We start from the raw sequence: 23,777 nt of genomic DNA, 5'->3' as shown, positions 1-23,777 counted from the left end.
ACCACCGCATGAAGATCACCGGCTACCGCATCCTGACCACGCAGCACGAGTGGCACCGGCCCGTCGGCGACGTGAACGGGGTCAGCGAGGGCACGCGCACCGCGCTCCACGCGCTCGTCCTGACGACCGACGAGGGCGTGGAGGGGATCGGGCTCAGCGCCTCCTCCCTCGCCGACGTCGACCGGGTCTTCCCGGCGGTCGACGGCGAGGACCCGCGCAGCGTCACCGGGCTCTACGACCGGATGCTCGCCTTCGCGTTCAAGACCGGGCACAACGGCCTCGTCTTCGCCGCGATCGGCGCGATCGACCAGGCGCTCTGGGACCTGAAGGCGAAGGCGGCGGGGGAGCCGCTGTGGCGGCTGCTCGGCGGCCGGTCCCGCTTCGTGCCGGGCTACGCGTCCGGGCTCGAGTTCGGCCTCACCGACGACGAGCTCCACGACCTCTACGCCGCGTTCGCGGACGCCGGCTTCTCGCAGGCGAAGATCAAGGGCGGCCGGAACGTCGCCGACGACATCCGCCGGCTGCGGATCGCGCAGGACGTGATGCGCCGCAACTCCGCGGACCCGGCGCTCATGTTCGACGCGAACGAGTCGTGGCACCGCTCGCAGGCGGTGCGGCACATCCGGCGGATCGAGGCGGCGGTCGACCTGACCTGGGTGGAGGAGCCGCTGCGGCGCTGGGACGCGGCGGGCCTCGCCGACGTGCGCCGCAGCGTCGACGCCGGCGTCGCGACCGGGGAGAACCTCACCGGCCTGGAGCAGTACCGGCCGCTGCTCGCCGCCGACGCGGTCGACGTCGTGCAGTTCAACGGCTCGTGGGGCATCACGCACGCGCTGCGCGTCTCGACCATCGCGCACGCGCAGGACCTGCCCGTCAGCCCCGTCGGCCTCACCTCCGTGACGGCCGCCGCGGCCACCGCGATGCCCAACCACCTCACCTCCGAGGTCCAGGACCTGGGCCAGCCGCTGGGCGTGACGCTCGACCAGCGGATCGAGGACGGCGGCATCGTGCTCGGCGACGAGCCGGGCGCGGGCATCGTGCTCGACGAGGCCCTGATCCTCGGCCTGACGCCCGCGGCCGGGTGGACCCGGGCGAGCGGCCCGCACGTGCGCCCCGCCCGGGCCGGGCTCCGGCTCGTGCCCGAGGACTCCGCGCCCGCCGTGGTCGAGACGCTCGAGGCCCGGCGATGACCGCCGCGGAGCGCCCGGTCCGCCGCGTCTGCCAGATGACGCGGCTCGCGCCGGAGAAGCGCGAGGAGTACCTCGAGCTGCACGCCCACGTGTGGCCCGCGGTCGAGCAGCGCCTCCGCGAGGCGGGGTTCGAGAACTACACGATCTTCGTGCGCGACGACCTGCTGATCGGCTACTACGAGTACCGCGGCGACGACCTCGACGCCGCGCTCGCCTTCATCGGGGAGGACCCCGAGACGCAGCGGTGGTGGACGTTCACCGGCCCCTGCCAGGTCGACCCGGAGCCGGGCGCGCCCGGCGGCCCGTGGCGCGACCTCACCGAGGTCTGGCACCTCTCGCCCGAGGGCTGAGCCACGGCGGCCCGCCCGGCTCGGGGCGGGCCCGCCCTCACCGGCGGACGGGCTCGAGGGCGACCGGCGCCTCCAGGTCGCGGCGGAAGGGCAAGCCCTCCCAGTCGCCCGCGTGCGTGCACGCGGCGGCGCCGGCGCGGACGGCGGTGCGGAGGCGCTCCTCGACCGGGCGGCCGAGCACGCGCTCGGCCAGCCAGCCGGCCACGAAGGCGTCGCCGGCCCCGACGGTGTCGACGACCCGGACGGGCACGGCCGGCATCCGGAGCACCTCGCCGTCGACCAGCGCGAGCGCCCCGTCCTCCCCGAGCTTGACGACGACCTCGGCGGGGCCGAGCGCCGCGATCCGGCGGGCCGCGTCCTCGGGGTCCGCCGCGTCGGGCGCGAGCAGCAGCGCCTCGTCGAAGCCGGCGAAGACGACGTCCGCACGGGCCGCGAGCGCGCGGTAGGCGGGGGCGGCCGTCTCGCCGGACCAGAGGCGGGAGCGGTGGTTCACGTCGAAGGAGACCGGGACGCCCGACCACCGGTCGAGCGCCGCGTCGACCGTCGCCGCCGCGCTCGCCGACAGCGCCGGGGTGATGCCCGTCACGTGGAGGTGCTCGACGGGGACGCCGTCCGCGGCGGCGAGGTCCTCGGGCGCCAGCCGGCCGCCCGCGCTCCCGCGGCGGTGGTAGACGACCTCCGTGCGGCCCGCGCCGTCGGTCTCCTTCAGCAGCAGGCCCGTCGGCGCGGCGGGATCGACCACGGCGCGCACGTCGACGCCCTCGGCCCGCAGCTCGCGGACGACGCGGCGGCCGAGCCCGTCGTCGCCCGTGCGGCCGAGCCACGCGACCGGCGCCCCGAGCCGGGCGAGGCCGATGGCGACGTTCGCCTCCGACCCGCCCGTGCCGATCCGCAGGTGCGAGGCGTGCGCGATCGACTCGCCCGTGTGGAGCACGCCGAGCGCCTCGCCGAGGGTCAGGACGCTCATGGCACGAGCGCGGACACGGCGGCGACGGCCTCACGGGCGAGCGCGGTGATGCGGGCGGGGTCCGACGCGACGGCGTCCGCCGGCACCATCCAGCTGCCGCTCACGGCGAGCACGTTCGGGAGCGCCGCGTAGTCCGGCGCGGTCGCCGCCGACACCCCGCCGCTCGGGACGAAGCGGACCTGCGGGAACGGTGCGCCGAGCGCGCGGATCAGGTCCGGTCCGCCGAGCAGGCCGGCGGGGAACAGCTTCAGGTCGGTGCAGCCCGCCGCGAGCGCCCGCTGGACCTCCGTCGCCGTCGCGACGCCGGGCACCGCCGCCGCCCCGCGCTCCTGCGCGCGGGCGACGACCGCGTCGTCGAGGCCGGGGGAGACGATCATCCCGGCGCCCGCGTCGACGCAGGCGTCGACCTGCTCCGCGGTCAGCACCGTGCCCGCGGCGACCGTGAAGCCCGGCACGGCGGCCGCCGCCGCGATCGCGGCGAGCCCGGCCGGGGTGCGGAGCGTGATCTCGGCGATCGGCAGCCCGCCCGCGAGGAGGGCTTCGGCGAGCGGTCGTGCGAGCGCGGCGTCCGTCAGGGAGACGACCGGCAGGACCCGGACCCGTCCGAGGACGGCGGTCGCGGCGCTCATCGGCCGAGCCAGCCGCCGTCGACGGGCAGGACGGCGCCGGTCACGTACGCGGCGGCGGGGGAGGCGAGGAACACGACGGCGCCGCCGAGATCGTCCGCGCGGCCCCAGCGGCCGGCGGGGATGCGCTCGAGGATCTGCCGCGACCGGTCCGCGTCCGCCTGCAGCGCGGCCGTGTTGTCGGTCGCGATGTAGCCCGGCGCGATGCCGTTGACCGTCACGCCGCGCGCCGCCCACTCGTTCGAGAGCGCCCGGACGAGGCCCGCAACGCCCGACTTCGCCGCGGTGTAGCCGGGCACGTTGATGCCGCCCTGGAAGCTGAGCAGGCTCGCCGTGAAGATCACGCGGCCCTCGCCGCGCGCGAGCATGCCGCGGGCGACGAGCTGGGTGAGCACGAACTGGCTGGAGAGGTCGACCTCGAGGACCCGGTCCCACAGCTCGAGGGGGTGCTCGGCGGCCGGTGCCCGCTCGATCGTCCCGGCGTTGTTGACGAGCACGTCGACCCGGCGCTCGGCGAGCTCCTCGCCGAGCGCGACCACCGCGGCGCGGTCCGCGAAGTCGACCGCGCGCGCCTCGAACCGTCGGCCGAGCGCCTCGACCGCGGCGCCGACCGCGCTGCCCTCCGGCTCGATCGTGGCGCTGACGCCGATCACGTCGGCGCCCGCTGCCGCGAGGGCCTCCGCGAACGCGCGGCCGATGCCGCGCTTCGCGCCGGTGACGACCGCGAGCCGACCGGTCAGGTCGAAGGGGCCGCTCATGCGCCGGCGCCGGACTGCACGTCGACGAGCACCTTCATCGCGGCGCCCTGCTCGAGCAGGCCGAACGCCTCCTGCACCTCGGTGATCGGCACGATCTTCGTGATCAGCACGTCCGCAGGGACGTCGCCGTCGGCCACGAGGCGCACGGCGGTCTCGAAGTCCTGCCGCTCGTAGACGCGCGCGCCGATGATCGTGAGCTCGCGCCAGAACAGGCGCTGCAGGTCGATCTCCCGAGGCGTGGGGTGGATCGCGACGACGACGAGGCGGCCGCGGACCTTCGCGAGCGAGGTCGCCCCGAGCACGGCCTTCGCCGCTCCGGACACCTCGAACACGACGTCGGCGCCGGCGCCGCCGGTCCACTCCTCGACCCGTGCGACCTGATCGACCGCGCGCGGGTCGAGCGTGGTGAAGCCGAGCGCCTCCACCTGCGCACGGCGGTTCGCGTCGACCTCGGCGACGACGACGTCGCCGCCGAAGCGCCGCGCGACGGTGGCGATGAGCAGCCCGATCGGGCCGCCGCCGATGACGACGGCCTTCTCGCCCTCGACGAGGCCGGAGCGGCGCACGTCGTGCACCGCGACCGCGACCGGTTCGACGAGGGCGGCGTGGTCGAGGCGGACCCCGGCGGGCATCGGCACGACGACGCGCTCGGGCACGGTCCACAGCTCCTGGAGGGAGCCGGGGGAGTCGATCCCGATGAAGTCGAGGTTCTGGCAGACGTGCTGGTTGCCGGCCAGGCAGGCGGGGCAGGTGCCGTCCCAGTCGAGCGGCATCACGGTGACGGCGTCGCCGGGCGCGACTGAGGTGACGTCGGCGCCGACGGACTCCACCGTGCCGCTCATCTCGTGGCCGAACGGGAGCGGCGTGGTCACGCGGGCGTCCATGCTCCCGTGGAAGACGTGGAGGTCCGTGCCGCAGAGTCCGGTGTAGGCGACACGGATCCGCACGTCGCCCGGCCCGGGGGCGACGGGCTCCGCCTCCCTGGTCTCGACGGTCCGGTCCCCGACGTACTGCGCGGTCAGCATCGACGCTCCGTTCTCGATCCCCTGACGGGAAACACCCGACCTATTATGCTCGGCGGCGGTCGAACACCGGCCAAAGCAGCCAGATCCCGACGAAGTGATCCGATGTCTCGGATCGGAAACGGCGACATGACGCAGGACACGACGAGGCCCTCGCCGGGGCTCCCGACGCTCGGGCTCGGCACCGCGCCGTTCGGCAACCTCTACACCGCGACCACGGACGAGGAGGCCGCGGCGACCGTCGACGCGGCCTGGGCCGCCGGCGTCCGGTACTTCGACACCGCCCCGCACTACGGCGTGGGCCTCGCGGAGCGCCGGCTCGGCGCCGCTCTCGCCGGTCGGCCGCGCGACGAGTACGTGCTCTCGACCAAGGTCGGGCGGCTGCTCGTGCCCGACCCGGGCGGCGCCGGGCGGCAGGACGACCAGGGCTTCGCCGTCGAGGCGACCACGGTGCGGCGCTGGGACTTCAGCCGCGACGGCGTGCTGCGGTCGCTCGAGCAGAGCCTCGAGCGGCTCGGCGTCGACCGCGTCGACGTCGTCTACCTCCACGACCCCGACGCGCACTGGGCGGAGGCGTCCACGACCGGTGTCGCCGCGCTCGTCGAGCTGCGGGACCAGGGCGTGGTCCGTGCGATCGGCGCGGGGATGAACCGGTCGGCCATGCTCACGCGCTTCGTCCGCGAGACCGACGTCGACCTCGTGCTCTGCGCGGGCCGGTACACGCTGCTCGAGCAGGGCGCGGAGGACGACCTCCTGCCCGCCGCGCTCGAGCGGGGCGTGGGCGTCGTCGTCGGCGGCGTCTACAACTCCGGGCTGCTCAGCACGCGCCGCCCGCCCGCCGACGCGCAGTACGACTACGCCGCGGCGCCGCCCGAGGTCGTCGCGCGCGCGAACCGCATCGCCGACGTCTGCGAGGCGCACGGCGTGACGCTGCCGGAGGTCGCCACGGTGTTCCCGCAGCGGCACCCGGCGGTCGTCTCGACGCTCCTCGGCCTCCGCGACCCGGGGCAGGTGGCCGAGGGCGTCGCGCGCGCCGCGACCGTCGTGCCCGATGCTGTCTGGACGGACCTCGAGGCCGCCGGTCTCCTCCGCAGAACCGCCACGACACCGGAGTCCTGACATGCCGACGATCACCGCCGCCCGCACCTACGACGTCCGCTTCCCGACCTCGCTGTCGCAGGACGGCTCCGACGCGATGAACAAGGACGGCGACTACTCCGCCGCGTACCTCGTGCTCGAGACCGACGACCCCGACGTCGCCGGGTACGGCTTCACCTTCACCATCGGGCGCGGGAACGACCTCTGCTGCGCCGCCGCGGAGCAGCGCGCCGCGCCCCTGATCGGCCGCGACGTCGACGAGGTCGTCGGCGACCTCGGGGGCATCTACCGGGAGCTCTCGTCGGACAGCCAGCTGCGCTGGCTGGGCCCGGAGAAGGGCGTCGAGCACCTCGGCATGGCCGCCGTGATGAACGCGGTGTGGGACCTCGCCGCCCGGCGCGCGGGGAAGCCGCTGTGGCGGCTCCTCGTCGACATGACGCCGGAGCAGCTGGTCGACGCGGCGGACCTCCGCTACCTCTCCGACGCCCTCACGCGCGACGAGGCGGTGGCGATGCTCGAGGAGCTCGCGCCGACGCGGGCCGAGCGGATCGCCGAGCTCGAGGCGGCGGGCGGCTACCCCTGCTACACGACGAGCGCGGGCTGGCTCGGCTACAGCGACGACAAGCTGCGGCGTCTGCTGCAGGAGGCGGTCGACGCGGGCTACCACCACCTGAAGCTCAAGGTCGGCGCCGACCTCGAGGAGGACGTGCGGCGGCTCACGATCGCGCGGGAGGTCGTGGGCTGGGACGTCGACCTCATGATCGACGCGAACCAGGTGTGGGACGTGCCGCAGGCGATCGCCTGGATGGAGCGGCTCGCGGAGTTCCGCCCGCTCTGGATCGAGGAGCCGACGAGCCCGGACGACGTGCTCGGCCACGCCGCGATCCGGCGGGCGGTCGCGCCCGTCGGCGTCGCGACCGGCGAGCACGGCATGAACCGCGTGCTCTTCAAGCAGCTCTTCCAGGCGGAGGCGATCGACTTCTGCCAGCTCGACTCGGCGCGGCTCGCGGGGCCGAACGAGATCATCGCCGTCTACCTGCTGGCGAAGAAGTTCGGCGTCCCGGTCTGCCCGCACGCGGGCGGCGTCGGGCTGTGCGAGCTCGTGCAGCACCTCTCCGTCTTCGACTACGTCGCGGTCTCCGGCAGCCTCGAGGGTCGCGTGACGGAGTTCGTCGACCACCTGCACGAGCACTACACGGACCCGTGCGTCGTGATCGACGGCAAGTACGTGCTGCCGTCGCAGCCGGGCTACAGCGCGCGCATGCTCGACGCGTCGGTCGCGGAGTACGTCTACCCGAGCGGGTCGTACTGGTCGTCCCGCTGAGCGGGCGGGCTCGGCCCCGCCTCAGTCCTGCGTCGCCTGCACCGGGCGCGGGTGGAGGTGGGAGGCGCCGCCGTCCACGTCGAGCGCGGTGCCCGTGGTCGAGCCCGACCGCGGGCTCGCGAGGTACAGGATCGCGCCGGCGACCTCCTCCGGCGTGACCATGCGCCCGGTGGCCTGCCGCGCGTCGAGCGCCGCGCGCTCCTTCGCCGGGTCGGGGAAGCGCTGCAGCATCCGGTCCACGAACGGCGTCGCGACCGTGCCCGGGCGCACGCAGTTCACGCGGATGCCCTCCGACACGTGGTCCGTCGCCATCGCGTAGGTCAGCGCGAGCACCGCGCCCTTGCTCGCGGCGTAGAGCGCGCGCTGCGGCAGGCCGTGCAGCGCGGCCAGGGAGCAGAGGTTGACGACCGAGGCGCGCGACGAGCGGCGCAGCCAGGGCAGGGCGGCCGCGGTGACGCGGGCCATCCCGGTCACGTTCACGTCGAGCACCCGCGCCCACTCGGCGTCGTCGTTGTCCTCGACGGTGCCGACGGCGGAGATCCCCGCGTTGTTGACGAGCACGTCGATGCCGCCGAGCGCCTCCGCCGCGGCCGCGACGGCCGACTCGACGCCGGCGCGATCGGCGACGTCGGCCTCGACGGCGTGCAGCCCGTCCGGGACGTCGGTGGAGCGGTCGAGCACGGCGACCGCCGCGCCCGCCTCTCGGAGGGCCAGCGCGGTGGCGAGGCCGATCCCGGACGCGCCGCCCGTCACGACCGCCCTGAGCCCGTCGAACTCGCCCATGTCCGCTCCGTCCCCGGCCGCCGTCGGCCAGTGCGATCCTACGGACGCGCCGACGCCCCTCCCCTGACCGAGGTGCGAGCGGAGCGATGGGCCCCACGGGCGGTGTTCCCGACCGAGGGACTCGAGATCACCTCGCGCTCATGCCGCTCCGGCCGGCGGGTAGCCCTCCGCGTCGTGGCTGTCCGCGTACTCCTCGACGCCGAGCACGTGGACGGACATGCGGACCCGGGCCCGCTCGGGCTCGCCCGCCTCGAGCTCGGCGAGCACCGCGCGGTGCTCCCGCTGCGTCTCGGCGTTCGCGTGCTGCTCGGTGATCGCCCGCCACAGGCGCGCCCGCAGCGTCCGCCCGACGAGCCCGTCGATGAGCGCGGCGAGGGTCGGGCTGCCGCTCGCTCGCGCGATCGTCGTGTGGAAGCGCGTGTCCGCGTCGATGAACGCCTGGGCGTCCAGCTCGCCGCCCGCCCGCAGCAGCTCGTCGACGCCGTCGAGGATCGCGCGCAGCTCGGCGAGGTCCTCCTCGGTCCGCAGGCGGGCCGCACGGGCGGCGCTCTCCGCCTCGAGCACGCGGCGGACGCCGAGCAGGTCGTGCGCCTGCTCCTCGCCGCGGAGCTCCGCGAAGAGCCCCATCGGGCCGAGCAGCGCCGCGGCGTCGAGCGACGTGACGTAGGTGCCCGCGCCCTGCCGCGTGTGCAGCACGCCGAGGGTCGCCAGCGCCCGCACGCCCTCGCGCAGCGAGCCCCGGGAGACGCGGAGCCGCGCCGCCAGGTCCTTCTCGACGGGCAGCCGGTCGCCGGGGCGCAGCTCGCCCGAGACGATCATCGCCTTCACGCCCTCGACGACCACGTCGGTCTGGCTCCGTGCTGCCTCGCCGTCGGCCGTGTCGTCGCTCACGCGCTCATCGTAGGGAGCCGTCGACGTCCGCCGTCCCGCCGACCTGCCACCCCGCCCCCGCGCCGCGCGAAGGAGGGATCGCCGATCCGCGGACGAGCCCGGCCTGCCCGCGGGCGCGGAGCCGCGGCAGCCTGGTCGACGTCCGGCGGCGACCGCCGCCGGGAGGAGGGAGACCGGGATGCCCCGGAGCATCGACATCGCCGTGCCCGACCAGACGGGACGCACCGCGCTCGTGACCGGCGGCAGCGACGGCATCGGGTTCCACATCGCGAGCCGGCTGGCCCGCGCGGGCGCGGAGGTGCTGCTGCCCGTCCGCTCCGCCGCGAAGGGCGCGGCCGCCGCCGATCGGATCCGGTCCGCCGTCCCCGGCGCGCGGATCGAGGTCCGCCCGCTCGACCTCGCCTCGCTCGCGTCCGTCGAGGCGCTCGCGGACGCGCTGCTCGCGGAGGGGCGGCCGCTGCAGATGCTGGTCGGCAACGCCGGCCTGATGACCCCGCCGACGCGCCGGGCGACGGCGGACGGCTTCGAGCTCCAGCTCGGCACGAACCACCTCGGCCACGCGGCGCTGGTCCTGCGCCTCCTGCCGCTGCTGCAGGCGGGCCGAGCCCGCGTCGTCTCGCAGATCAGCGTCGCGGCGAACTCCGGCGCGGTCCTCTGGGACGACCTGAACCAGGAGCGCTCGTACCACCCGGGCCGCGCGTACAGCTCCTCGAAGATCGCGTTCGGGCTGTTCGGCCTCGAGCTGCAGCGTCGGAGCACGGCGGCGGGGTGGGGGATCCGCAGCGACCTCGCGCACCCCGGCGTCACGCCCACGAACCTCCTCGCGGCGCAGCCCGGAATGGGGCGCGAGCGGGACACCGCGGCGCTCCGCGTGATCCGCGGCCTGTCGCGGCGCGGGATCCTGCTCGGCACCGCGGAGTCCGCGGCGCTGCCCGCGGTGCTCGCGGCCACGCGCCCGGGCGAGGACGGGGGCCGCTTCTTCGGTCCGGGCGGACCGCTGCACCTCGGCGGCGCGCCCGCGGAGCAGCGGCTCTACTCGCGGCTCCGCAGCGAGGAGGATGCGAAGCGCATCTGGGCGGAGTCGGAGCGCCTGACCGGGGTCCGCGCGCCCCGCTGACGAGCGGGGGATCGGCGGTCCCTGGACCGTCCGCCCGGTTCCGCGCGAGCATCGAGGGGCGGCGGACGCCGTCCCAGGAGCAGGAGGCACGTGATGGACCGGGCGCAGCTGGCCGACTTCCTCCGGCGTCGACGGCAGGCGCTGCAGCCGGAGGACGTCGGTCTCGGCCGCTCCGCGCGGCGGCGCGCGGAGGGGCTCCGCCGCGAGGAGGTCGCGGCGCTGTGCGACATGTCCGTCGACTACTACAGCCGGCTCGAGCAGGCGCGGGGGCCGCAGCCGTCGGTGCAGATGCTCGCCGCGATGGCGCGCGGGCTCCGCCTCACCCTCGACGAGCGCGACCACCTGTTCCGTCTCGCGGGCCACACCGCGCCGGCCCGCCGGATGCGCAGCCAGCACGTGACGCCCGGCCTCATGCGCGTGCTCGACCGCCTCGCCGACACGCCTGCGCAGGTGATGGGGGAGATGGGGGAGACCCTCGTGCAGACCGGGCCCGCGCGGGCCCTGTTCGGCGATGAGACCCGGTTCCGCGGCCCGATGCGGAGCATCGCCTACCGCTGGTTCATGGACCCGTCCTCGCGCGACGTGTACCCGGAGGAGGACCACGCCGCGACCTCCCGCCTCTTCGTCGCGGACACCCGGGCGGCGCTCGCGAAGCTGGGGCCCGGCTCCCCGGCTGCGGAGATCGTCGACGCGATGCTGTCCGGCAGCCCGGAGTTCGCGCGGCTCTGGGCGGTCCACGAGGTCGGCGCGCGGCCGCCGCAGGACAAGCGCCTGCAGCACCCCGAGGTCGGGGTCATGACCCTGCAGTGCCAGGTGCTCTCCGACCTCGAGCAGAACCAGACGCTGCTGGTGCTCACCGCGGAGCCGGGCTCGGAGGACGCGGACAAGCTGCAGCTGCTCTCCATGGTCGGCCACCGCGCGGCGACCGCGGGATCGTGAGAATTCTCGACGCGGCGTGACGATCGGGCCGTTCCGCGACTCCTTCTCCCGGTGGACCGACCGACGGTCCGCGGAGGAGGGGAGTGCGGTGGGTCGGTTCCGACTGCGACCGCTCCGGGTCGAGGCGCACCGGTTCGACGGGACGGCGGCCTCGGCGTCGGCGATGGCGGACTGGGCGGACGCCCTGGAGCCGCCGCTCGTCGTGCGGCGCCGGATCGAGTACCGCGGATGGGGCGACCGCGCCGGTCACCTCGAGCTCGAGGTCCGAGGGATCGAACGGCAGCTCATGGCGGGCGACTGGCTCGTGGTGGGCGCGGCGGTCGGACCGCGCGGCGCGGTCGTGCTCGACGACGAGGAGTTCCGGCGGCGCTTCGCGCCCGCCGGCCCCGCGCCGGTGCGCATCGCATGAGCGCGGGCCGACCTCACTCGATGGAGGCGATCTCCAGCCGCACGACGACGTCCTCGCGCCCGAGCGCACGACGGGCGGCGCCCGCGGCGCCCTGCACGACCTCCCGCGCGGGCACCGCGGCGTCGGTGGCCAGCCGGAGCTCGCAGGTGAGGGCGTCCTCGTGGTCGCGGAGGCGGACCACGGCCGAGCCCGGCAGGCCGGACAGGGGGTACAGCACGCGGACGCCCGGCACGGCGGAGACGGCGACCGTCACCGCGTCCTTCGCCGCGGGTTCGAGCTGGTCGGTCACGGCGCTCCCGCTCCCGGCAGCTCGACGACGTCCGCGACCCGCACGTCGAGGCGGCCGACGGTGAAGGGCGCCTGCCGCGGCAGGATCTCGACGACCCGGCGCCGGAACTCGGCGACGGTGTCCTCGATCGGGAAGCCGTAGAACATCGACACCTCGATGTCGAGGTCCATCCGGTCGCCCGGCTCCTGCGGCTCGATCCGCACCCGGCCGGTGAGCAGGCCCGGGACGGAGTCGCCGACCGCACGGACGAGGCCGCGCAGCGCGCCCTCCGTCACGGTCGCCTCGGTGCCCGGGGGCAGGCCGGGCACCGGGAAGCGGCGGCCGGGTCGCGCCTCGAGGGAGATGCGGTCCAGCACCGTGGTCATCCAGCAGTCCGGGTGGGTCCGCTCGAGGGCGGCGTCCTCCTCGAGCAGGCCGCCGGCCATCAGGCGCAGGCGTTCGAGCCCGGCGAGCGCGATCCGGCAGGCCGGGGAGGCCTCGATGCCCGGGTCGAGGGGCGTGCGCCCGCGATCGAGGTAGTCGACGAGCTCGTCGAGCGTGTGCCCGTCGAGGTCCTCGAAGGGGCCGCTGGGCGGTCGTGCATCGGTCATGCTGTTCCTCCCATCACGTCGAGGAGCTTCTTCCTGGCCAGCACGAGGGCGCCGCGGACGGTGCTCACCGGCACGTCGAGCTCCTCCGCGATCTCGTCGTAGGACAGGCCGCCCACCTCGCGGAGCACCCACACCCGCGCCTGCTGCGCGGGCAGCCGGGAGAGCGCCCCGCGGAGCAGGTCGCGGTCGTCGAAGCGGGCGAGGGAGTCGTCTGCGGACGGTAGCTCCTCGTCGATCTCCGCGGTCTGGGGTTGCTTCCTCAGCATCGCGAACGCCTGCCGCTCCGCGATGCGGAAGAGCCAGCCCTTCACCGCGTCCGGGTTCTGCAGCTGCGGCAGCGCCTGCCACGCCGCCAGCGCGACCTCCTGCAGCACGTCGTCGGTGTCGGACGGGCGCCGCGTGATGCGGTTCACGTACGCGCGGAGCACGGGCGCGTGCCGCCTGATCAGGATGCCGAACGCGCGGCTGTCGCCGTCCGCGGCGCGGCCGGCGAGGAGGCCGTCTCCCGCCAGCGCGAGGAGGTCCCCGCTCGCGCCGGTGGATTCCATGCAGAGAGGATGCGGCCGAGTGCACGCTTTTTTCTGGGAGTCCGCTGGACGATGTGAGGATCCCCGCATCGGTCGCCTCCTTCCTCATGACGCACGAGAACGAGGCGGGACCGAGCAGGTCCCGCACGAGAAGGAGGACCGAACCGGATGTCGAACACGACCCCGACCACGACCGGCGCGACGACCACCACGGCGGCGAGCCCTGCGGCGAAGCGCACCCCCGCGCAGCCCACGGGCGCGACGACCGAGGCGACCACGATCGGCACCACGACGATCGACGACTCGGTCGTCGAGAAGATCGCCGGCATCGCTGCGCGCTCCGTCGCCGGCGTGCACGACCTCGGCGGCGGCGCGGCCCGGGCGATCGGCGCCCTCCGCTCCCGCGTGGGCGGCCAGGACCGCGGGCAGGGCGTGTCCGTCGAGGTCGGCGAGAAGCAGGCCGCGGTCGACCTGGTCGTGATCGCCGAGTACCCGGTGCCGCTGCACGGCCTCGCGGACGACGTCCGCAGCGCCGTGATCGACGCGGTGGAGCAGCTCACGGGCCTCGAGGTCACCGAGGTGAACATCACGATCGCCGACATCGACGTGCCCGGCGAGGACGACGCGAAGGCCGAGCCCGCGCGCGTCCGGTAAGACGTCGCCGCATCCATCGGCGATCCCCAGAGGAAGAACGAGAGAGGAGCAGCGCATGGCGCTCGACGACAAGATCAAGAACGCGGCCGAGAACCTGGTCGGCAAGGGCAAGGAGGCCGTCGGCAAGGCGACGGACAACGAGTCCCTCGAGGCCGAGGGTCGCGCCGACCAGACCAAGGCGCAGGCCAAGAAGGTCGGCGAGGACGTGAAGGACGCGTTCCGCTGATCACGACCCATCGGGCGCGGGCGGCCGGACGGCCGCCCGCGCCCGATGTCTGCGTGCGGGCGTATGGTTCGCACGACGGCGCTCCGTGCGACGGGGCAGGTGAGGAGGACGCCGTGACGGCAGAGGTGCCGCCGCTCCGCCGACCCCGCGGCGCCGCACGCGCGCTCGGTTTCCGGCGTCGCAGCGCCGATCCGGCCGTCCAGGCCGCGGACGTCCGGGCCTCCGAGCCGCTCGCACCGGCGACCACCGCGCCGATCGTGCTGGCCGGGCGCTACGAGCTGCGCCGCGTGCTCGGCTCCGGCGGCGAGGCCAACGTGTACGCCGCGCACGACGGCCTGCTCGGCCGCGAGGTCGCCGTCAAGGTCTTCCACAGTCGCGTCGCCCCGCCCGACGCGGGCAGCCTCGAACGCGTCGAGGCCCGCGTGAGCGCGTCGTTGAACCACTACGCCCTCACCACGCTGCTCGACGCGGGCATCGACGAGGGCCCGGAGGGGCGGCAGCTCTACCTCGTCATGGAGTACGTGCCGGGCGAGGCGCTGAACGAGCGGCTCCGGCGCGGCCCGATGACGCCGGCGGACGCCTGCTGGCTCGGGTTCGACATCGCCGAGGGCCTCGACCACATGCACCAGGTCGGCTTCCTGCACCGCGACGTGAAGCCGAGCAACATCCTCATCTCCGGCCTGCGCAGCGCGCGACCCGTCGTCGCGAAGCTGACCGACTTCGGCATCGCCGCACGGGTGGGGGAGCCGGACCTCAGCGAGTTCACCACCGGCACGGCGGCGTATCTGAGCCCCGAGCAGGTGGAGGGGCTCGACGCCGAGCCCGCGAGCGACGTGTACTCGCTCGGCCTCGTGATGATCGAGGCGATCACGGGCCGCGTGGTCTTCCCGGGATCGGTGACGAGGAGCGCGTTCGCGCGGCTCGACCGCGACCCGGAGATCCCGGAGGGGATCCCGCCCCGGCTCGCGGACCTGCTGCGCCGGATGACCGCCCGACGCCCGGCGGACCGGGTCGGGCTGTACGACCTCGCGGTCGAGCTGCAGCAGATCCTCGTCGACATGCTGCTGGAGCTGCGGCCGGGCGGCGCCGCACCCGCCGCCGAGCCGCCCGTCGTCGACGGGCCGCCGCAGCAGGCGAGCGCCGCGTTCGACGCCGCCCTCCGGCTGCTGCTCGGCGCGTCCGGCGCGACGGCCGCGATCGCCCTGCTCGGCGACCCCGCGGCCGGGCAGACCGTCGCCGCCCGCGCCGGCGCCGCGACCGCGTCGCCGGAGGGGCTGCCGGTCCTGCGGGCCGCCCGGTCCGGCGCCGTCCTCGTCGAGGACGCGTGGCAGGACCGCGACCTCCGCGCGCACCCCCTCGTGCTCGGCGGCGGGGTGCGGGCCGTCGCCGCGGTGCCGCTGCAGAACGCGGACCGCACGGTCGCCGGCTCGCTGGTGCTGCTCGACCGCGCCCCGCGGGCCTGGGACGACGCCGCCCGCGCGGCGCTCGAGGACACCGCGGCGCTCCTCGTCGCGGACCTCGGCCTGCGCCGCGCGGTGCGCCGCGCCCTCTCGCTCGACGACTGATCGGTCGGACGGAGGAACCGCGTGTGACACTCCGGCGCGGTCCGGACATACCCGGGTGTGACGGTGCTCCAGAGCGATGAGGTCGAGTGGTCGCGCGCCCTCGTCGCGGACGAGCGGGCGTTCGGCGAGCTGTTCCAGCGGCACCACCGCCGGGTCTTCCGCCACGCGCTCCGGCTCGTCGTCCTCCCCGCCGACGCCGACGAGGTCATGGCCTCCGCGTTCTTCGAGCTGTGGCGGCGCCGCGCCGACGTCCACCTCGTCGACGGGTCGGTGCTGCCCTGGCTGCTCGCCACGGCGACGCTGCTGAGCCGCAACCGCGTCCGCGGCGCGATCCGCTACCAGCGGGTGCTCGCGCAGCTGCCGCGGGAGGAGGCGGAGGACGCGGCCGAGACCGCGACCGACGCGCTGGAGCGCCGCGAGCTGCGCCGTGAGATCGGCGCCGCGCTGCGCCGCATGTCGGCGACGGACGCCGCGCTCGTCACCCTCACCGTCATCGACGGCCTCACCACCGCCGAGGCCGGCGCGGCCGTCGGCCTGAACCCGGGCGCCGCCCGCATGCGGCTCGTCCGGGCCCGCACCCGCCTCCGGGTGCTGCTCGAGCACGACGCCCCCGTGCCGCGGGCCTCGGCCCGCCTCGTCAAGGAGTCCGCCTCATGATCCGCTCGACGCCCGACCCCGTCTTCGCCGCGGCCGCGCAGGCCGAGCTCGAGCGCCGCGTGCGCCTCGCCCGGCCCGTCGGCGCCGGTGCCGGCGGGGGAGCGCCGCGCTCCCGCCGGTCGTGGACCATGGAGCTCGCCGCCGTCGCCGGGGTGACCGCGCTGGTCGCCGCGGCCGCCGTCGGGGTGACCGTGCTGCGGCCGACCTCCGCGCCCGACGAGGTTCCCGCGGGGATCACCTCGCCGACCGCCGACGCGCCTCCGACCGCGTCGCCCCTCGACTCCCCGTCGCCGAGCGCGACGGCGACCACGCCGCCGACGAGTCCGCCCCCGGCGACCACCGCCCCGCCGACGGCACCGGTGTCGACGCCGCCGGCGACGCCGACCACCCCTGCGACCCCGCCGCCGACCTCCGGCGCGGGCAGCGCCTCCGGGCTCGTCGGCCCGACCGGCGCTCGGGTCCGCACGGACGCGGAGATCCGCTCCTGGACGGCGTCGATCGGGTTCGGCGAGATCTGGGGCGAGGAGGCCGTCCTCGACATGCACTGCATGGCCGGCAAGGGGTTCCTGTACGACCCGGTCTACGAGCACGCCCACGGGATCGCCACGGCCGGGATGACGGCCGCCCAGAAGGCCGCCTTCTCGGACGCCTACTACGGACCGCAGACCGACCAGCCGTACGACTGGCGCACGGCCGGCTGCCACGGCCGCTCGGTGCACCTCATGGGCCAGGACGACGCGCACTGACGCGGGCGGTCCAGGCGCGGCGGTTACCGTGGGAGGAGGAGTCCTCCTGCTGATGACGAGACCACGCCCGAACGACCCGCGCCTGAGCACGGCCCGCTACCGGCTGGACCGCGATGCGCGGAGCGCCGAGGAGCCCGACGACCCGTCGGACCGCGGGCAGCCGACGATGGACGAGCGGGCCCAGGCCGTCGAGATCGCGATCCAGCAGGCGATGCGGCGCGGCGACTTCGACGGCCTCCCCGGCGCCGGCAAGCCGCTGCAGGACCTCGGCGGGGTGCGCGACCCGGACTGGTGGATCCGTCGCAAGATCGAGCGGGAGCAGCTGACCGGCCTCGGTCCGCCCGCGCTGACGCTCCGCACCGAGGACGCCGGGATGCTCGAGCGCCTCGACGCGCTGCCGACCGAGACCGCCGTCCGCGAGGCGCTCGACGACTTCAACCGGCGCGTCAAGGAGGCGCGGCGCCAGCTGCTCGGCGGGCCCCCCGTGATCACGCGCCCGCGGGACGTGGACGCGGAGGTCGCGGCGTGGCGCGTGCGCGCGGCCGAGCGCCGGGCCGCGCGGGAGCGCGCCGCGGAGGAGGAGCGGGCCCGCGAGGCCGCCCGGCTCGCCGCGATGACGTGGCGGGAGCGACGCCGCGAACGGCGGGCCCGCCGGGCGGGCTGACCCGGATCCTCCCGGTCGGCCCGACCTACGATCGCGGGACCGACCCGAATCAGGAGGAACCCCGTGGCCGTCATCTCGATCCTCGAACTGCGCCTCCGCGACGACGTGCTCGACGGCGCGCCCGCCGCGCTCGACGCGATCCTCGCGGACACCCGCGCGTTCGACGGCAACGAGGGCATCGAGGTGCTGCACGACGTCGCCGACCCGGCGCACGTGACGGTCGTCGAGCGCTGGACGTCGGTCGAGCGCGACGACGCCTACCGCGCCTGGCGGGCGACGCCCGAGGGCGCGTCGGGCCTCGGCGACCTGCTCGCCGCTCCGCCGACCCTCTGGCGCAGCGAGATCCGCTCGACCCTCTGACCTCCCCGCTGACTCGCGGATCCGCAGATCTTGCGCGGATCCGCAGATCCGAGCCGACACGCCGGTCCGGGACCCGTCTCACGCGGCGCGTCGCCCCGGAATTGCGGATCCGCGAACCCCCTGCGTAGCGTCGAGCGGCGGCCGTGGACGGACACGGCGCCGGCGGGAGGACGACGATGTCAGCAGCGGGGACGACCGGGAGCGGCGCGACGACGGGCTGGGCGGTGCTCGGCCCCGGCGGCATCGCGCGGACCTTCGTCACGGACCTCGTCGGCAGCACCGGCGCGCTCGTCGCGGTCGGCAGCAGCGACCCGGCCCGGTCCGCCTCCTTCGTCGAGTGGGCCGCCGACCTCGGCTTCGGCGACGCGAGCGCCGGCACGTACGCGGAGGCGCTCGCCGACCCGCGCGTCGACGCCGTCTACGTCGCGACCGTGCACCCGGGCCACGCGCAGCTCGTGCTCGACGCGATCGCCGCGGGCAAGCCCGTGCTCTGCGAGAAGCCCCTCGGCGTGAACCACGGCGAGGCGATGGCGATGGTGGACGCGGCGCGCACCGCGGGCGTGCCGCTCGTCGAGGCGTTCGTGTACCGGTTCCACCCGCAGACCGCCGCGGTGCTCGACCTGATCCGCAGCGGCGCGATCGGCACCGTGCAGCACATCGACGCGTCCTTCGCGTTCCGCAACCCGGACCGCACCGGCCGGCTGTACGAGCAGGCGACGGCGGGCGGCGGCATCCTCGACGTCGGCTGCTACCCGCTCACGTACGCCGCGCTCATCGCCGCGACCGCCACCGGGGTGCCCGTCGCGGAGCCCGTCGAGCTCACCGCCTCCGGCAGCATCGGACCGACCGGCGTCGACGAGTGGGCGGTCGCCGACCTCGTGTACCGCGGCGGCGTGACCGCCTCCATCCGCAGCGGCGTGCGCGTGCAGGACCGCAACGACCTCACCGTGTTCGGCTCGAAGGGCCGCATCCACCTGCCGCTGCCGTGGGCGGTCGGCGAGGACCCGCGCGTCGAGATCGAGGTCGCCGACGAGGAGCCGCGCTCCCTGTCCTTCCCCGTCGACCGCCCCTACTCGCTCGAGGCGGAGGCGACCGCCCGCGTCGCGGCCGCCGGCGAGGTCGAGGCCGCGGAGATGACGCTCGACGAGACCCTCGCGGCCGCGCACACGCTCGACCGCTGGCGGGCCGCCATCGGCCTGCGCTACCCGTTCGAGGCGGAGGACGCCGACATCCCGACCGTCTCGCGGCGCCCGCTGCGCGTCGAGCCCGACAACCCCATGCGCTACGGCGAGATCCCCGGCGTCGGCAAGCGCATGTCGCGCCTGGTCCTCGGCGTCGACAACCAGCCGGACCTCGCGCACGCCTCCGCCCTCTTCGACCACTTCGTCGAGCGCGGCGGGAACGCCTTCGACACCGCGTGGATCTACGGCGACGGCGCCCTCGAGCGCCGGCTCGGGAGGTGGATCCAGAACCGCGGGATCCGCGAGGACGTCGTCGTCATCACGAAGGGCGCCCACACGCCGCACTGCGACCCCGAGTCGCTCAGCCGGCAGCTGCTCGAGAGCCTCGAGCGGCAGGGCACCGACTACGCGGACGTCTACCTGATGCACCGGGACGACGAGAGCGTGCCGGTCGGGGAGTTCGTCGACGTGCTCGACGAGCACCGCCGCGCGGGCCGCATCCGCGTCTACGGCGTCTCGAACTGGCGCCTGGAGCGGTTCGACGAGGCGAACGCCTGGGCGGCGGCGAACGGGCGGGAGCCGCTCGCGGTGCTCAGCAACCACTTCGGCCTCGCCGAGGCGTACGACGTGCCGTGGGCCGGCTGCCGGCACGCGACGGACCCGGCGTCGAAGCGGTGGCTGGAGGAGCGGCAGGTGCCGCTGCTGCCCTGGTCGTCGCAGGCGCGCGGCTTCTTCGCCCGCGCGCGGCCGGACTTCCTCGAGGACGAGGAGCTCGTCCGCTGCTACTACAGCGACGACAACTTCGAGCGGCTGCGCCGGGCGCAGCAGCTGGGGGAGGAGCTCGGCGTGCCCGCCACCGCGGTCGCCCTCGCGTACGTCCTCGCGCAGCCCTTCCCGACGTTCCCGCTGTTCGGCCCGCGGTCGATCACCGAGGCCCGCTCGTCGATGCGGGGCCTGTCGGTCGAGCTCGCGCCGGAGCAGGTCGCGTGGCTGGACCTGCGCGCGTGAGCGTCGAGCGCCCCTTCAAGCTCGACGTCGGCGGCGACCCGGGCATCGAGCCGCTCGCCCTCGCCGAGCGGGCGGCCGAGGCCGAGGCCGCCGGCTTCGACGGCGTCGGCGCCGCCGAGACGAGCCACGACCCGTTCCTCTCCCTCGCGCTCGCGGCCCGCGAGACGAGCCGCATCGAGCTGCTCAGCACGATCGCCGTCGCGTTCGCCCGCACGCCGATGACCGTCGCGCAGAGCGCCTTCGACCTGCAGGCGATCTCCGGCGGCCGCTTCCTGCTCGGCCTCGGCTCGCAGGTGCGCCCGCACATCGAGCGGCGGTTCTCGATGCCGTGGTCGAAGCCGGCCGCGCGGATGGCCGAGTTCGTCCGGGCGGTGCGCGCGATCTGGGCGACCTGGCAGACCGGGGAGCCGCTGCGCTTCCAGGGCGAGTTCTACACGCACACGCTCATGACCCCGTTCTTCAGCCCGCGGCCGCTGCCCGGCGGGCCGCCGCCCGTGTGGATCGCCGCGGTCGGGGAGCGGATGACGGAGGTCGCGGGCGAGGTCGGCGACGGCCTCCACGCCCACAGCTTCACGACCGCCCGCTACCTGGCGGAGGTGAGCCTCCCGGCGCTCCGGCGCGGCGCCGAGACCGCGGGCCGCGACGCCGCGGGCATCGGCGTCGCGCTGCCCGCGCTCGTCGCCATCGGGGACGACGGACCCGCCCTCGACGCGGCGATCCGGGCGACGAAGGGGCAGATCGCCTTCTACGGCAGCACGCCCGCCTACCTGCCGGTGCTCGCGGCGCACGGCTGGGAGGACCTGCACGACCGCCTCCACGCGGCGTCGCGGCGCGGCGAGTGGGACGCGATGCCGGACCTGGTCGACGACGACGTGCTCGAGGCGTTCGCGGCCGTCGGCACGGCCGACCAGGTCGCCGCCGAGCTGCGGCGCCGCTTCGGCGGCCTCGTCACGCGGCTGTCCTTCAGCTCCAGCGCGCCGATCGCGGCGCAGACCCGCACGGCGCTCGTCGCCGCCCTCCGCGCCCCCTGACCGAAGTGCTCACGCTTCTGGACGCCGATCCGAGGACGCGGCGTCCAGAAGCGTGAGCAAGTGGGGCGCACCGGCGCCCGGTACCCTTCTCGGATGCCCGCTCCTGACTCGATCGAGCAGGACGTGACCGATCCTGCTCCCGCCGTGCCCTCGTTCGCCGACCTCGGTCTCGCCGCGCCCGTCCTCAAGGCCCTGAAGGACGTCGGCTACGAGACGCCGTCCGCGATCCAGGCCGCCACGATCCCGACGCTCCTCGCGGGGCGCGACGTCGTCGGCCGCGCCCAGACCGGCACCGGCAAGACGGCCGCGTTCGCCCTGCCGATCCTCTCCCGCCTCGACCTCGCGCAGAGCGCGCCGCAGGCCCTCGTGCTCGCCCCCACTCGCGAGCTCGCCCTGCAGGTGTGCGAGGCGTTCGAGAGCTACGCCGCGCACCTGAAGGGCGTCAGCATCCTGCCCGTGTACGGCGGCCAGGGGTACGGGCAGCAGCTGTCCGCGCTGCGCCGCGGCGTCCACATCGTGGTCGGCACCCCCGGCCGGATCATGGACCACCTGGAGAAGGGCACCCTCGACCTCTCCGAGCTGAAGTACCTCGTGCTCGACGAGGCCGACGAGATGCTGAAGATGGGCTTCGCGGAGGACGTCGCGACGATCCTCGCGGACACCCCGGACACGAAGCAGGTCGCGCTCTTCTCCGCGACGATGCCGTCGCAGATCCGCCGCATCTCGCAGCAGTACCTGCACGACCCGGAGGAGATCACGGTCGCGACGACGACCACGACCTCCGCCACGATCACGCAGCGCTACCTCGTCGTCTCCTACCCGCAGAAGATCGACGCGCTCACCCGCATCCTCGAGGTCGAGAACTTCGAGGGCGTCATCGTCTTCGTCCGCACGAAGAACGAGACCGAGACGCTCGCGGAGAAGCTCCGCGCCCGCGGCTACACCGCGGCCGCGATCTCCGGCGACGTCGCGCAGGCGCAGCGGGAGAAGACGGTCAACCAGCTGCGGTCCGGGAAGCTCGACATCCTCGTCGCCACCGACGTCGCCGCCCGCGGGCTCGACGTCGAGCGGATCAGCCACGTCGTGAACTACGACCTGCCGATCGACACCGAGTCGTACGTGCACCGCATCGGCCGCACGGGCCGCGCGGGCCGGTCCGGCGAGGCGATCAGCTTCGTCACGCCGCGCGAGCGGCGGATGCTCACCTCGATCGAGCGGGCGACGCACCAGCCGCTCACGCAGATGCAGCTGCCGACGGCGGAGGACGTGAACGCGACCCGCCTCGGCCGCTTCGACGACGGCATCACCGCCGCGCTCGAGCAGACCGACCGCATCGCCCGGTTCCGCGACATCATCGCCCACTACGTGGAGCACCACGACGTGCCGGAGGCGGACGTCGCCGCCGCGCTCGCGGTCGTCGCGCAGGGCGACACCCCGCTGCTGCTCTCGCCGGAGGACGACCGCAAGGAGCGCTTCGAGCGCTTCGATGTCGACCGCCCGGACCGCGGCAGCACGTCCGAGCGGCGCAGCCGGTCGTCGTCGTCCGGCCCGCGGACGACCTACCGCCTCGACGTGGGTCGGCGTCAGCGCGTCGAGCCCCGCCAGATCATCGGCGCCCTCGCGAACGAGGGCGGGCTCACCCGCGACGACTTCGGCGGGATCGACATCCGCCAGGACTTCTCGCTGATCGAGCTGCCCGTCGACCTGTCCGGCGACGTGCTCGACAAGCTGTCCGGCACGCGGATCAGCGGCCAGCTGATCAAGCTGCGCCGCGATGGCGGCCCCCTGCGTCGCGCCGGCGGTACGGGCGACCGCCCGCGCCGTCCGCAGCGCGACCGCTAGCCCAGCCCCCGAACACCCGTCACCGCTCCGCCGGTCGAGGTGCGAGCGCAGCGGACCTCGAGACCATGGTGATCTCCAGGCTCCGCTGCGCTCCGCACCTCGATCAGCGAGGTGGGACCATCGGGATCGTCAGCGGCCGACGACGCCCTTCGCCTTCTTCAGGACGCTCTCGCCGAAGCCCGCCGCGGGGCGGTACTGCTCGCTCTGCTGGGCGCCGAGCACCAGCAGCACGCCGGTCAGCACCGGGATCGACCACTGCAGCCACTTCTCGTTGCGCTGCGCGGTCTTCAGCTCGTCGGACGCGCCGCCGCTCGGCTCGGTGACGCTGACGGCGCCCTCGTCCGAGTGCTTCGCGATCTGCGTGCCGGCCAGCCCGGCCGCGACGCTCGCGGCGCCCGCGAGGCCGGTGACGATCAGCTTGACCGCCGTGTTCGAGCGCGCCTCGCCCTGGCTCGCGAGCCGACCCTTGTTGCCCAGGATCAGGCCGATGCCGCCGATGCCGTGCACCGCGATCGCGGCGAACTGGACCGGGGCCCACCTGCCCCAGCCGATCGAGGAGAGCCGCAGGCGCTCCGTCGGGTCCTTCGCCTTCGACGCCGCGCCGTTCAGGCCGACGACGCCCATGAGCCCGCCGCCGAACCAGGCCGCCAGTCCGAGGTCGTGCAACGAGTGCACGAGGGTGTTCCGTTCAGACATGTGTCCTCCTTCGTCCGTGCGGGCCACCGTGCGCGACGTGCCTGGGCCCGGGCACGGTGCGAGGTCCGCGTCCGGTGCACGTCCGCCGAGCCTCCCTGTCAGGGGAGTGGGCTATCGCGCGAGGGCACGCCCCCCGGGAACCCCGGGCACCGTGTGCTCCCGACGCCGGTCGCGGGCCGAGCACCGGCCGCGGATCTTGTCGACCCGCCACAACGGTCTCGGCGATCCGCGGTGCGGACCCCACGATCGTCCTGCCCCTCCGGCTCG

General features: G+C 75.1%; 27 protein-coding genes. 17 read left to right on the top strand and 10 right to left on the bottom strand.

Annotated elements, in window-relative coordinates:
- Nucleotides 1-8 precede the first annotated feature (8 nt).
- The gene (locus D1781_RS13835) at nt 9-1,190 is read left to right on the top strand and encodes a mandelate racemase/muconate lactonizing enzyme family protein (RefSeq protein WP_119482810.1); all 1,182 of its coding nucleotides are present in this window, start codon (nt 9-11) and stop codon (nt 1,188-1,190) included.
- Complete coding sequence (locus tag D1781_RS13830) at nt 1,187-1,540, top strand: L-rhamnose mutarotase (protein ID WP_233551348.1); 354 nt, start codon at nt 1,187-1,189, stop codon at nt 1,538-1,540. The genes D1781_RS13835 and D1781_RS13830 overlap by 4 nt, the downstream gene beginning before the upstream one ends.
- 37 nt (nt 1,541-1,577) lie before the next feature.
- On the opposite strand, the gene D1781_RS13825 is transcribed toward D1781_RS13830, so the two are convergent.
- Genes D1781_RS13825 through D1781_RS13810 form a run of 4 tightly spaced genes read right to left on the bottom strand, consistent with a single transcriptional unit; the run spans nt 1,578 to nt 4,916 of the window.
- Complete coding sequence (locus D1781_RS13825) at nt 1,578-2,507, bottom strand: sugar kinase (protein ID WP_119482809.1); 930 nt, start codon at nt 2,505-2,507, stop codon at nt 1,578-1,580.
- Nucleotides 2,504-3,136, bottom strand: a complete 633-nt coding sequence (eda, locus tag D1781_RS13820; RefSeq protein ID WP_119482808.1) for a bifunctional 4-hydroxy-2-oxoglutarate aldolase/2-dehydro-3-deoxy-phosphogluconate aldolase — start codon at nt 3,134-3,136, stop codon at nt 2,504-2,506. The genes D1781_RS13825 and eda overlap by 4 nt, the downstream gene beginning before the upstream one ends.
- Entirely contained in the window at nt 3,133-3,891 is a 759-nt protein-coding gene (locus tag D1781_RS13815) for an SDR family oxidoreductase (RefSeq protein ID WP_119482807.1), read from the bottom strand. Before D1781_RS13815 ends, eda begins: the two co-directional genes overlap by 4 nt.
- On the bottom strand, nt 3,888-4,916 hold the full coding sequence (locus D1781_RS13810) for a zinc-dependent alcohol dehydrogenase (RefSeq protein ID WP_119482806.1): 1,029 nt from the start codon (nt 4,914-4,916) through the stop codon (nt 3,888-3,890). The genes D1781_RS13815 and D1781_RS13810 overlap by 4 nt, the downstream gene beginning before the upstream one ends.
- Nucleotides 4,917-5,042: 126 nt before the next feature.
- Between D1781_RS13810 and D1781_RS13805 the strand changes: the two genes are divergently transcribed.
- Nucleotides 5,043-6,032, top strand: a complete 990-nt coding sequence (locus D1781_RS13805; protein WP_119482805.1) for an aldo/keto reductase — start codon at nt 5,043-5,045, stop codon at nt 6,030-6,032.
- A 1-nt stretch (nt 6,033) separates the two neighbouring features.
- Entirely contained in the window at nt 6,034-7,335 is a 1,302-nt protein-coding gene (locus D1781_RS13800) for an L-fuconate dehydratase (protein WP_119482804.1), read from the top strand.
- Nucleotides 7,336-7,356: 21 nt separating this feature from the next.
- On the opposite strand, the gene D1781_RS13795 is transcribed toward D1781_RS13800, so the two are convergent.
- Nucleotides 7,357-8,118: an SDR family NAD(P)-dependent oxidoreductase gene (locus D1781_RS13795; protein WP_119482803.1), complete on the bottom strand. Its 762-nt coding sequence runs from the start codon at nt 8,116-8,118 to the stop codon at nt 7,357-7,359.
- A 138-nt stretch (nt 8,119-8,256) separates the two neighbouring features.
- Nucleotides 8,257-9,009 (bottom strand): FadR/GntR family transcriptional regulator, encoded by a 753-nt coding sequence (locus D1781_RS13790; protein ID WP_233551346.1) that lies wholly within the window; start codon nt 9,007-9,009, stop codon nt 8,257-8,259.
- Between the two features lie 178 nt (nt 9,010-9,187).
- On the opposite strand from D1781_RS13790, the gene D1781_RS13785 reads away from it, so the two are divergent.
- The 3 genes from D1781_RS13785 to D1781_RS13775 all read left to right on the top strand — a co-directional run bounded on the left by D1781_RS13785 (nt 9,188) and on the right by D1781_RS13775 (nt 11,474).
- Nucleotides 9,188-10,126, top strand: a complete 939-nt coding sequence (locus D1781_RS13785) for an SDR family oxidoreductase (RefSeq protein WP_119482802.1) — start codon at nt 9,188-9,190, stop codon at nt 10,124-10,126.
- A gap of 93 nt (nt 10,127-10,219) precedes the next feature.
- Nucleotides 10,220-11,065 carry a helix-turn-helix transcriptional regulator gene (locus D1781_RS13780; protein WP_119482801.1) on the top strand — a complete coding sequence of 282 codons (846 nt, stop codon included), beginning with the start codon at nt 10,220-10,222 and terminating at the stop codon, nt 11,063-11,065.
- Between the two features lie 88 nt (nt 11,066-11,153).
- Complete coding sequence (locus D1781_RS13775) at nt 11,154-11,474, top strand: hypothetical protein (protein ID WP_147392103.1); 321 nt, start codon at nt 11,154-11,156, stop codon at nt 11,472-11,474.
- A 13-nt stretch (nt 11,475-11,487) separates the two neighbouring features.
- Here D1781_RS13775 and D1781_RS13770 read toward each other — a convergent pair whose 3' ends face one another.
- From D1781_RS13770 to D1781_RS13760, 3 genes are read right to left on the bottom strand one after another with little or no spacing between them, the layout of a single operon-like run.
- Nucleotides 11,488-11,763, bottom strand: a complete 276-nt coding sequence (locus D1781_RS13770) for a hypothetical protein (RefSeq protein ID WP_119482799.1) — start codon at nt 11,761-11,763, stop codon at nt 11,488-11,490.
- On the bottom strand, nt 11,760-12,353 hold the full coding sequence (locus D1781_RS13765; protein ID WP_119482798.1) for an Asp23/Gls24 family envelope stress response protein: 594 nt from the start codon (nt 12,351-12,353) through the stop codon (nt 11,760-11,762). The genes D1781_RS13770 and D1781_RS13765 overlap by 4 nt, the downstream gene beginning before the upstream one ends.
- Nucleotides 12,350-12,901, bottom strand: coding sequence for an RNA polymerase sigma factor (locus tag D1781_RS13760; RefSeq protein ID WP_158590102.1), 552 nt, complete (start codon nt 12,899-12,901; stop codon nt 12,350-12,352). The genes D1781_RS13765 and D1781_RS13760 overlap by 4 nt, the downstream gene beginning before the upstream one ends.
- A gap of 147 nt (nt 12,902-13,048) precedes the next feature.
- On the opposite strand from D1781_RS13760, the gene D1781_RS13755 reads away from it, so the two are divergent.
- The 10 genes from D1781_RS13755 (at nt 13,049) to D1781_RS13710 (ending at nt 22,814) form a co-directional block, all read left to right on the top strand.
- Entirely contained in the window at nt 13,049-13,534 is a 486-nt protein-coding gene (locus D1781_RS13755; protein WP_119482796.1) for an Asp23/Gls24 family envelope stress response protein, read from the top strand.
- A gap of 55 nt (nt 13,535-13,589) precedes the next feature.
- On the top strand, nt 13,590-13,760 hold the full coding sequence (locus D1781_RS13750; protein WP_119482795.1) for a CsbD family protein: 171 nt from the start codon (nt 13,590-13,592) through the stop codon (nt 13,758-13,760).
- Nucleotides 13,761-13,873: 113 nt separating this feature from the next.
- The gene (locus tag D1781_RS13745; RefSeq protein ID WP_147392102.1) at nt 13,874-15,325 is read left to right on the top strand and encodes a serine/threonine-protein kinase; all 1,452 of its coding nucleotides are present in this window, start codon (nt 13,874-13,876) and stop codon (nt 15,323-15,325) included.
- Nucleotides 15,326-15,388: 63 nt separating this feature from the next.
- Nucleotides 15,389-15,982 (top strand): RNA polymerase sigma factor, encoded by a 594-nt coding sequence (locus D1781_RS13740; RefSeq protein WP_158590101.1) that lies wholly within the window; start codon nt 15,389-15,391, stop codon nt 15,980-15,982.
- Nucleotides 15,979-16,728, top strand: a complete 750-nt coding sequence (locus tag D1781_RS13735; RefSeq protein ID WP_119482792.1) for a hypothetical protein — start codon at nt 15,979-15,981, stop codon at nt 16,726-16,728. Before D1781_RS13740 ends, D1781_RS13735 begins: the two co-directional genes overlap by 4 nt.
- Nucleotides 16,729-16,780: 52 nt before the next feature.
- On the top strand, nt 16,781-17,392 hold the full coding sequence (locus D1781_RS13730) for a DnaJ family domain-containing protein (RefSeq protein WP_119482791.1): 612 nt from the start codon (nt 16,781-16,783) through the stop codon (nt 17,390-17,392).
- Between the two features lie 63 nt (nt 17,393-17,455).
- Nucleotides 17,456-17,752, top strand: a complete 297-nt coding sequence (locus D1781_RS13725; RefSeq protein WP_119482790.1) for a putative quinol monooxygenase — start codon at nt 17,456-17,458, stop codon at nt 17,750-17,752.
- Nucleotides 17,753-17,928: 176 nt separating this feature from the next.
- Nucleotides 17,929-19,941 carry an aldo/keto reductase gene (locus D1781_RS13720; RefSeq protein ID WP_119482789.1) on the top strand — a complete coding sequence of 671 codons (2,013 nt, stop codon included), beginning with the start codon at nt 17,929-17,931 and terminating at the stop codon, nt 19,939-19,941.
- Nucleotides 19,920-20,972: a TIGR03617 family F420-dependent LLM class oxidoreductase gene (locus tag D1781_RS13715; protein WP_199706607.1), complete on the top strand. Its 1,053-nt coding sequence runs from the start codon at nt 19,920-19,922 to the stop codon at nt 20,970-20,972. The genes D1781_RS13720 and D1781_RS13715 overlap by 22 nt, the downstream gene beginning before the upstream one ends.
- A gap of 93 nt (nt 20,973-21,065) precedes the next feature.
- A complete protein-coding gene (locus tag D1781_RS13710; RefSeq protein WP_119482787.1) occupies nt 21,066-22,814 on the top strand; it encodes a DEAD/DEAH box helicase in 1,749 nt (582 codons plus the stop codon).
- Between the two features lie 129 nt (nt 22,815-22,943).
- On the opposite strand, the gene D1781_RS13705 is transcribed toward D1781_RS13710, so the two are convergent.
- Nucleotides 22,944-23,510 (bottom strand): hypothetical protein, encoded by a 567-nt coding sequence (locus tag D1781_RS13705; protein ID WP_119482786.1) that lies wholly within the window; start codon nt 23,508-23,510, stop codon nt 22,944-22,946.
- Nucleotides 23,511-23,777: the final 267 nt, after the last annotated feature.

The sequence above is a fragment of the Amnibacterium setariae genome (genome assembly GCF_003581425.1).
GTDB classification, from domain to species: Bacteria; Actinomycetota; Actinomycetes; order Actinomycetales; family Microbacteriaceae; genus Amnibacterium; species Amnibacterium setariae.
Note: the sequence above shows the minus strand (reverse complement) of the source record. Positions and strands in the feature narration are given on the sequence as shown.

Excerpts from the sequence above, each read along its gene's own strand:
- D1781_RS13785 (WP_119482802.1), top strand. The coding sequence starts at position 9,188 with ATGCCCCGGAGCATCGACATCGCCGTGCCCGACCAGACGGGACGCACC.
- D1781_RS13720 (WP_119482789.1), top strand. The coding sequence starts at position 17,929 with ATGTCAGCAGCGGGGACGACCGGGAGCGGCGCGACGACGGGCTGGGCG.
- D1781_RS13735 (WP_119482792.1), top strand. The coding sequence starts at position 15,979 with ATGATCCGCTCGACGCCCGACCCCGTCTTCGCCGCGGCCGCGCAGGCC.
- D1781_RS13705 (WP_119482786.1), bottom strand. The coding sequence starts at position 23,510 with ATGTCTGAACGGAACACCCTCGTGCACTCGTTGCACGACCTCGGACTG.
- D1781_RS13730 (WP_119482791.1), top strand. The coding sequence starts at position 16,781 with ATGACGAGACCACGCCCGAACGACCCGCGCCTGAGCACGGCCCGCTAC.
- D1781_RS13750 (WP_119482795.1), top strand. The coding sequence starts at position 13,590 with ATGGCGCTCGACGACAAGATCAAGAACGCGGCCGAGAACCTGGTCGGC.
- D1781_RS13810 (WP_119482806.1), bottom strand. The coding sequence starts at position 4,916 with ATGCTGACCGCGCAGTACGTCGGGGACCGGACCGTCGAGACCAGGGAG.
- D1781_RS13780 (WP_119482801.1), top strand. The coding sequence starts at position 10,220 with ATGGACCGGGCGCAGCTGGCCGACTTCCTCCGGCGTCGACGGCAGGCG.
- D1781_RS13760 (WP_158590102.1), bottom strand. The coding sequence starts at position 12,901 with ATGGAATCCACCGGCGCGAGCGGGGACCTCCTCGCGCTGGCGGGAGAC.
- D1781_RS13710 (WP_119482787.1), top strand. The coding sequence starts at position 21,066 with ATGCCCGCTCCTGACTCGATCGAGCAGGACGTGACCGATCCTGCTCCC.
- D1781_RS13765 (WP_119482798.1), bottom strand. The coding sequence starts at position 12,353 with ATGACCGATGCACGACCGCCCAGCGGCCCCTTCGAGGACCTCGACGGG.
- eda (WP_119482808.1), bottom strand. The coding sequence starts at position 3,136 with ATGAGCGCCGCGACCGCCGTCCTCGGACGGGTCCGGGTCCTGCCGGTC.
- D1781_RS13805 (WP_119482805.1), top strand. The coding sequence starts at position 5,043 with ATGACGCAGGACACGACGAGGCCCTCGCCGGGGCTCCCGACGCTCGGG.
- D1781_RS13755 (WP_119482796.1), top strand. The coding sequence starts at position 13,049 with ATGTCGAACACGACCCCGACCACGACCGGCGCGACGACCACCACGGCG.
- D1781_RS13825 (WP_119482809.1), bottom strand. The coding sequence starts at position 2,507 with ATGAGCGTCCTGACCCTCGGCGAGGCGCTCGGCGTGCTCCACACGGGC.
- D1781_RS13795 (WP_119482803.1), bottom strand. The coding sequence starts at position 8,118 with ATGGGCGAGTTCGACGGGCTCAGGGCGGTCGTGACGGGCGGCGCGTCC.
- D1781_RS13830 (WP_233551348.1), top strand. The coding sequence starts at position 1,187 with ATGACCGCCGCGGAGCGCCCGGTCCGCCGCGTCTGCCAGATGACGCGG.
- D1781_RS13800 (WP_119482804.1), top strand. The coding sequence starts at position 6,034 with ATGCCGACGATCACCGCCGCCCGCACCTACGACGTCCGCTTCCCGACC.
- D1781_RS13835 (WP_119482810.1), top strand. The coding sequence starts at position 9 with ATGAAGATCACCGGCTACCGCATCCTGACCACGCAGCACGAGTGGCAC.
- D1781_RS13815 (WP_119482807.1), bottom strand. The coding sequence starts at position 3,891 with ATGAGCGGCCCCTTCGACCTGACCGGTCGGCTCGCGGTCGTCACCGGC.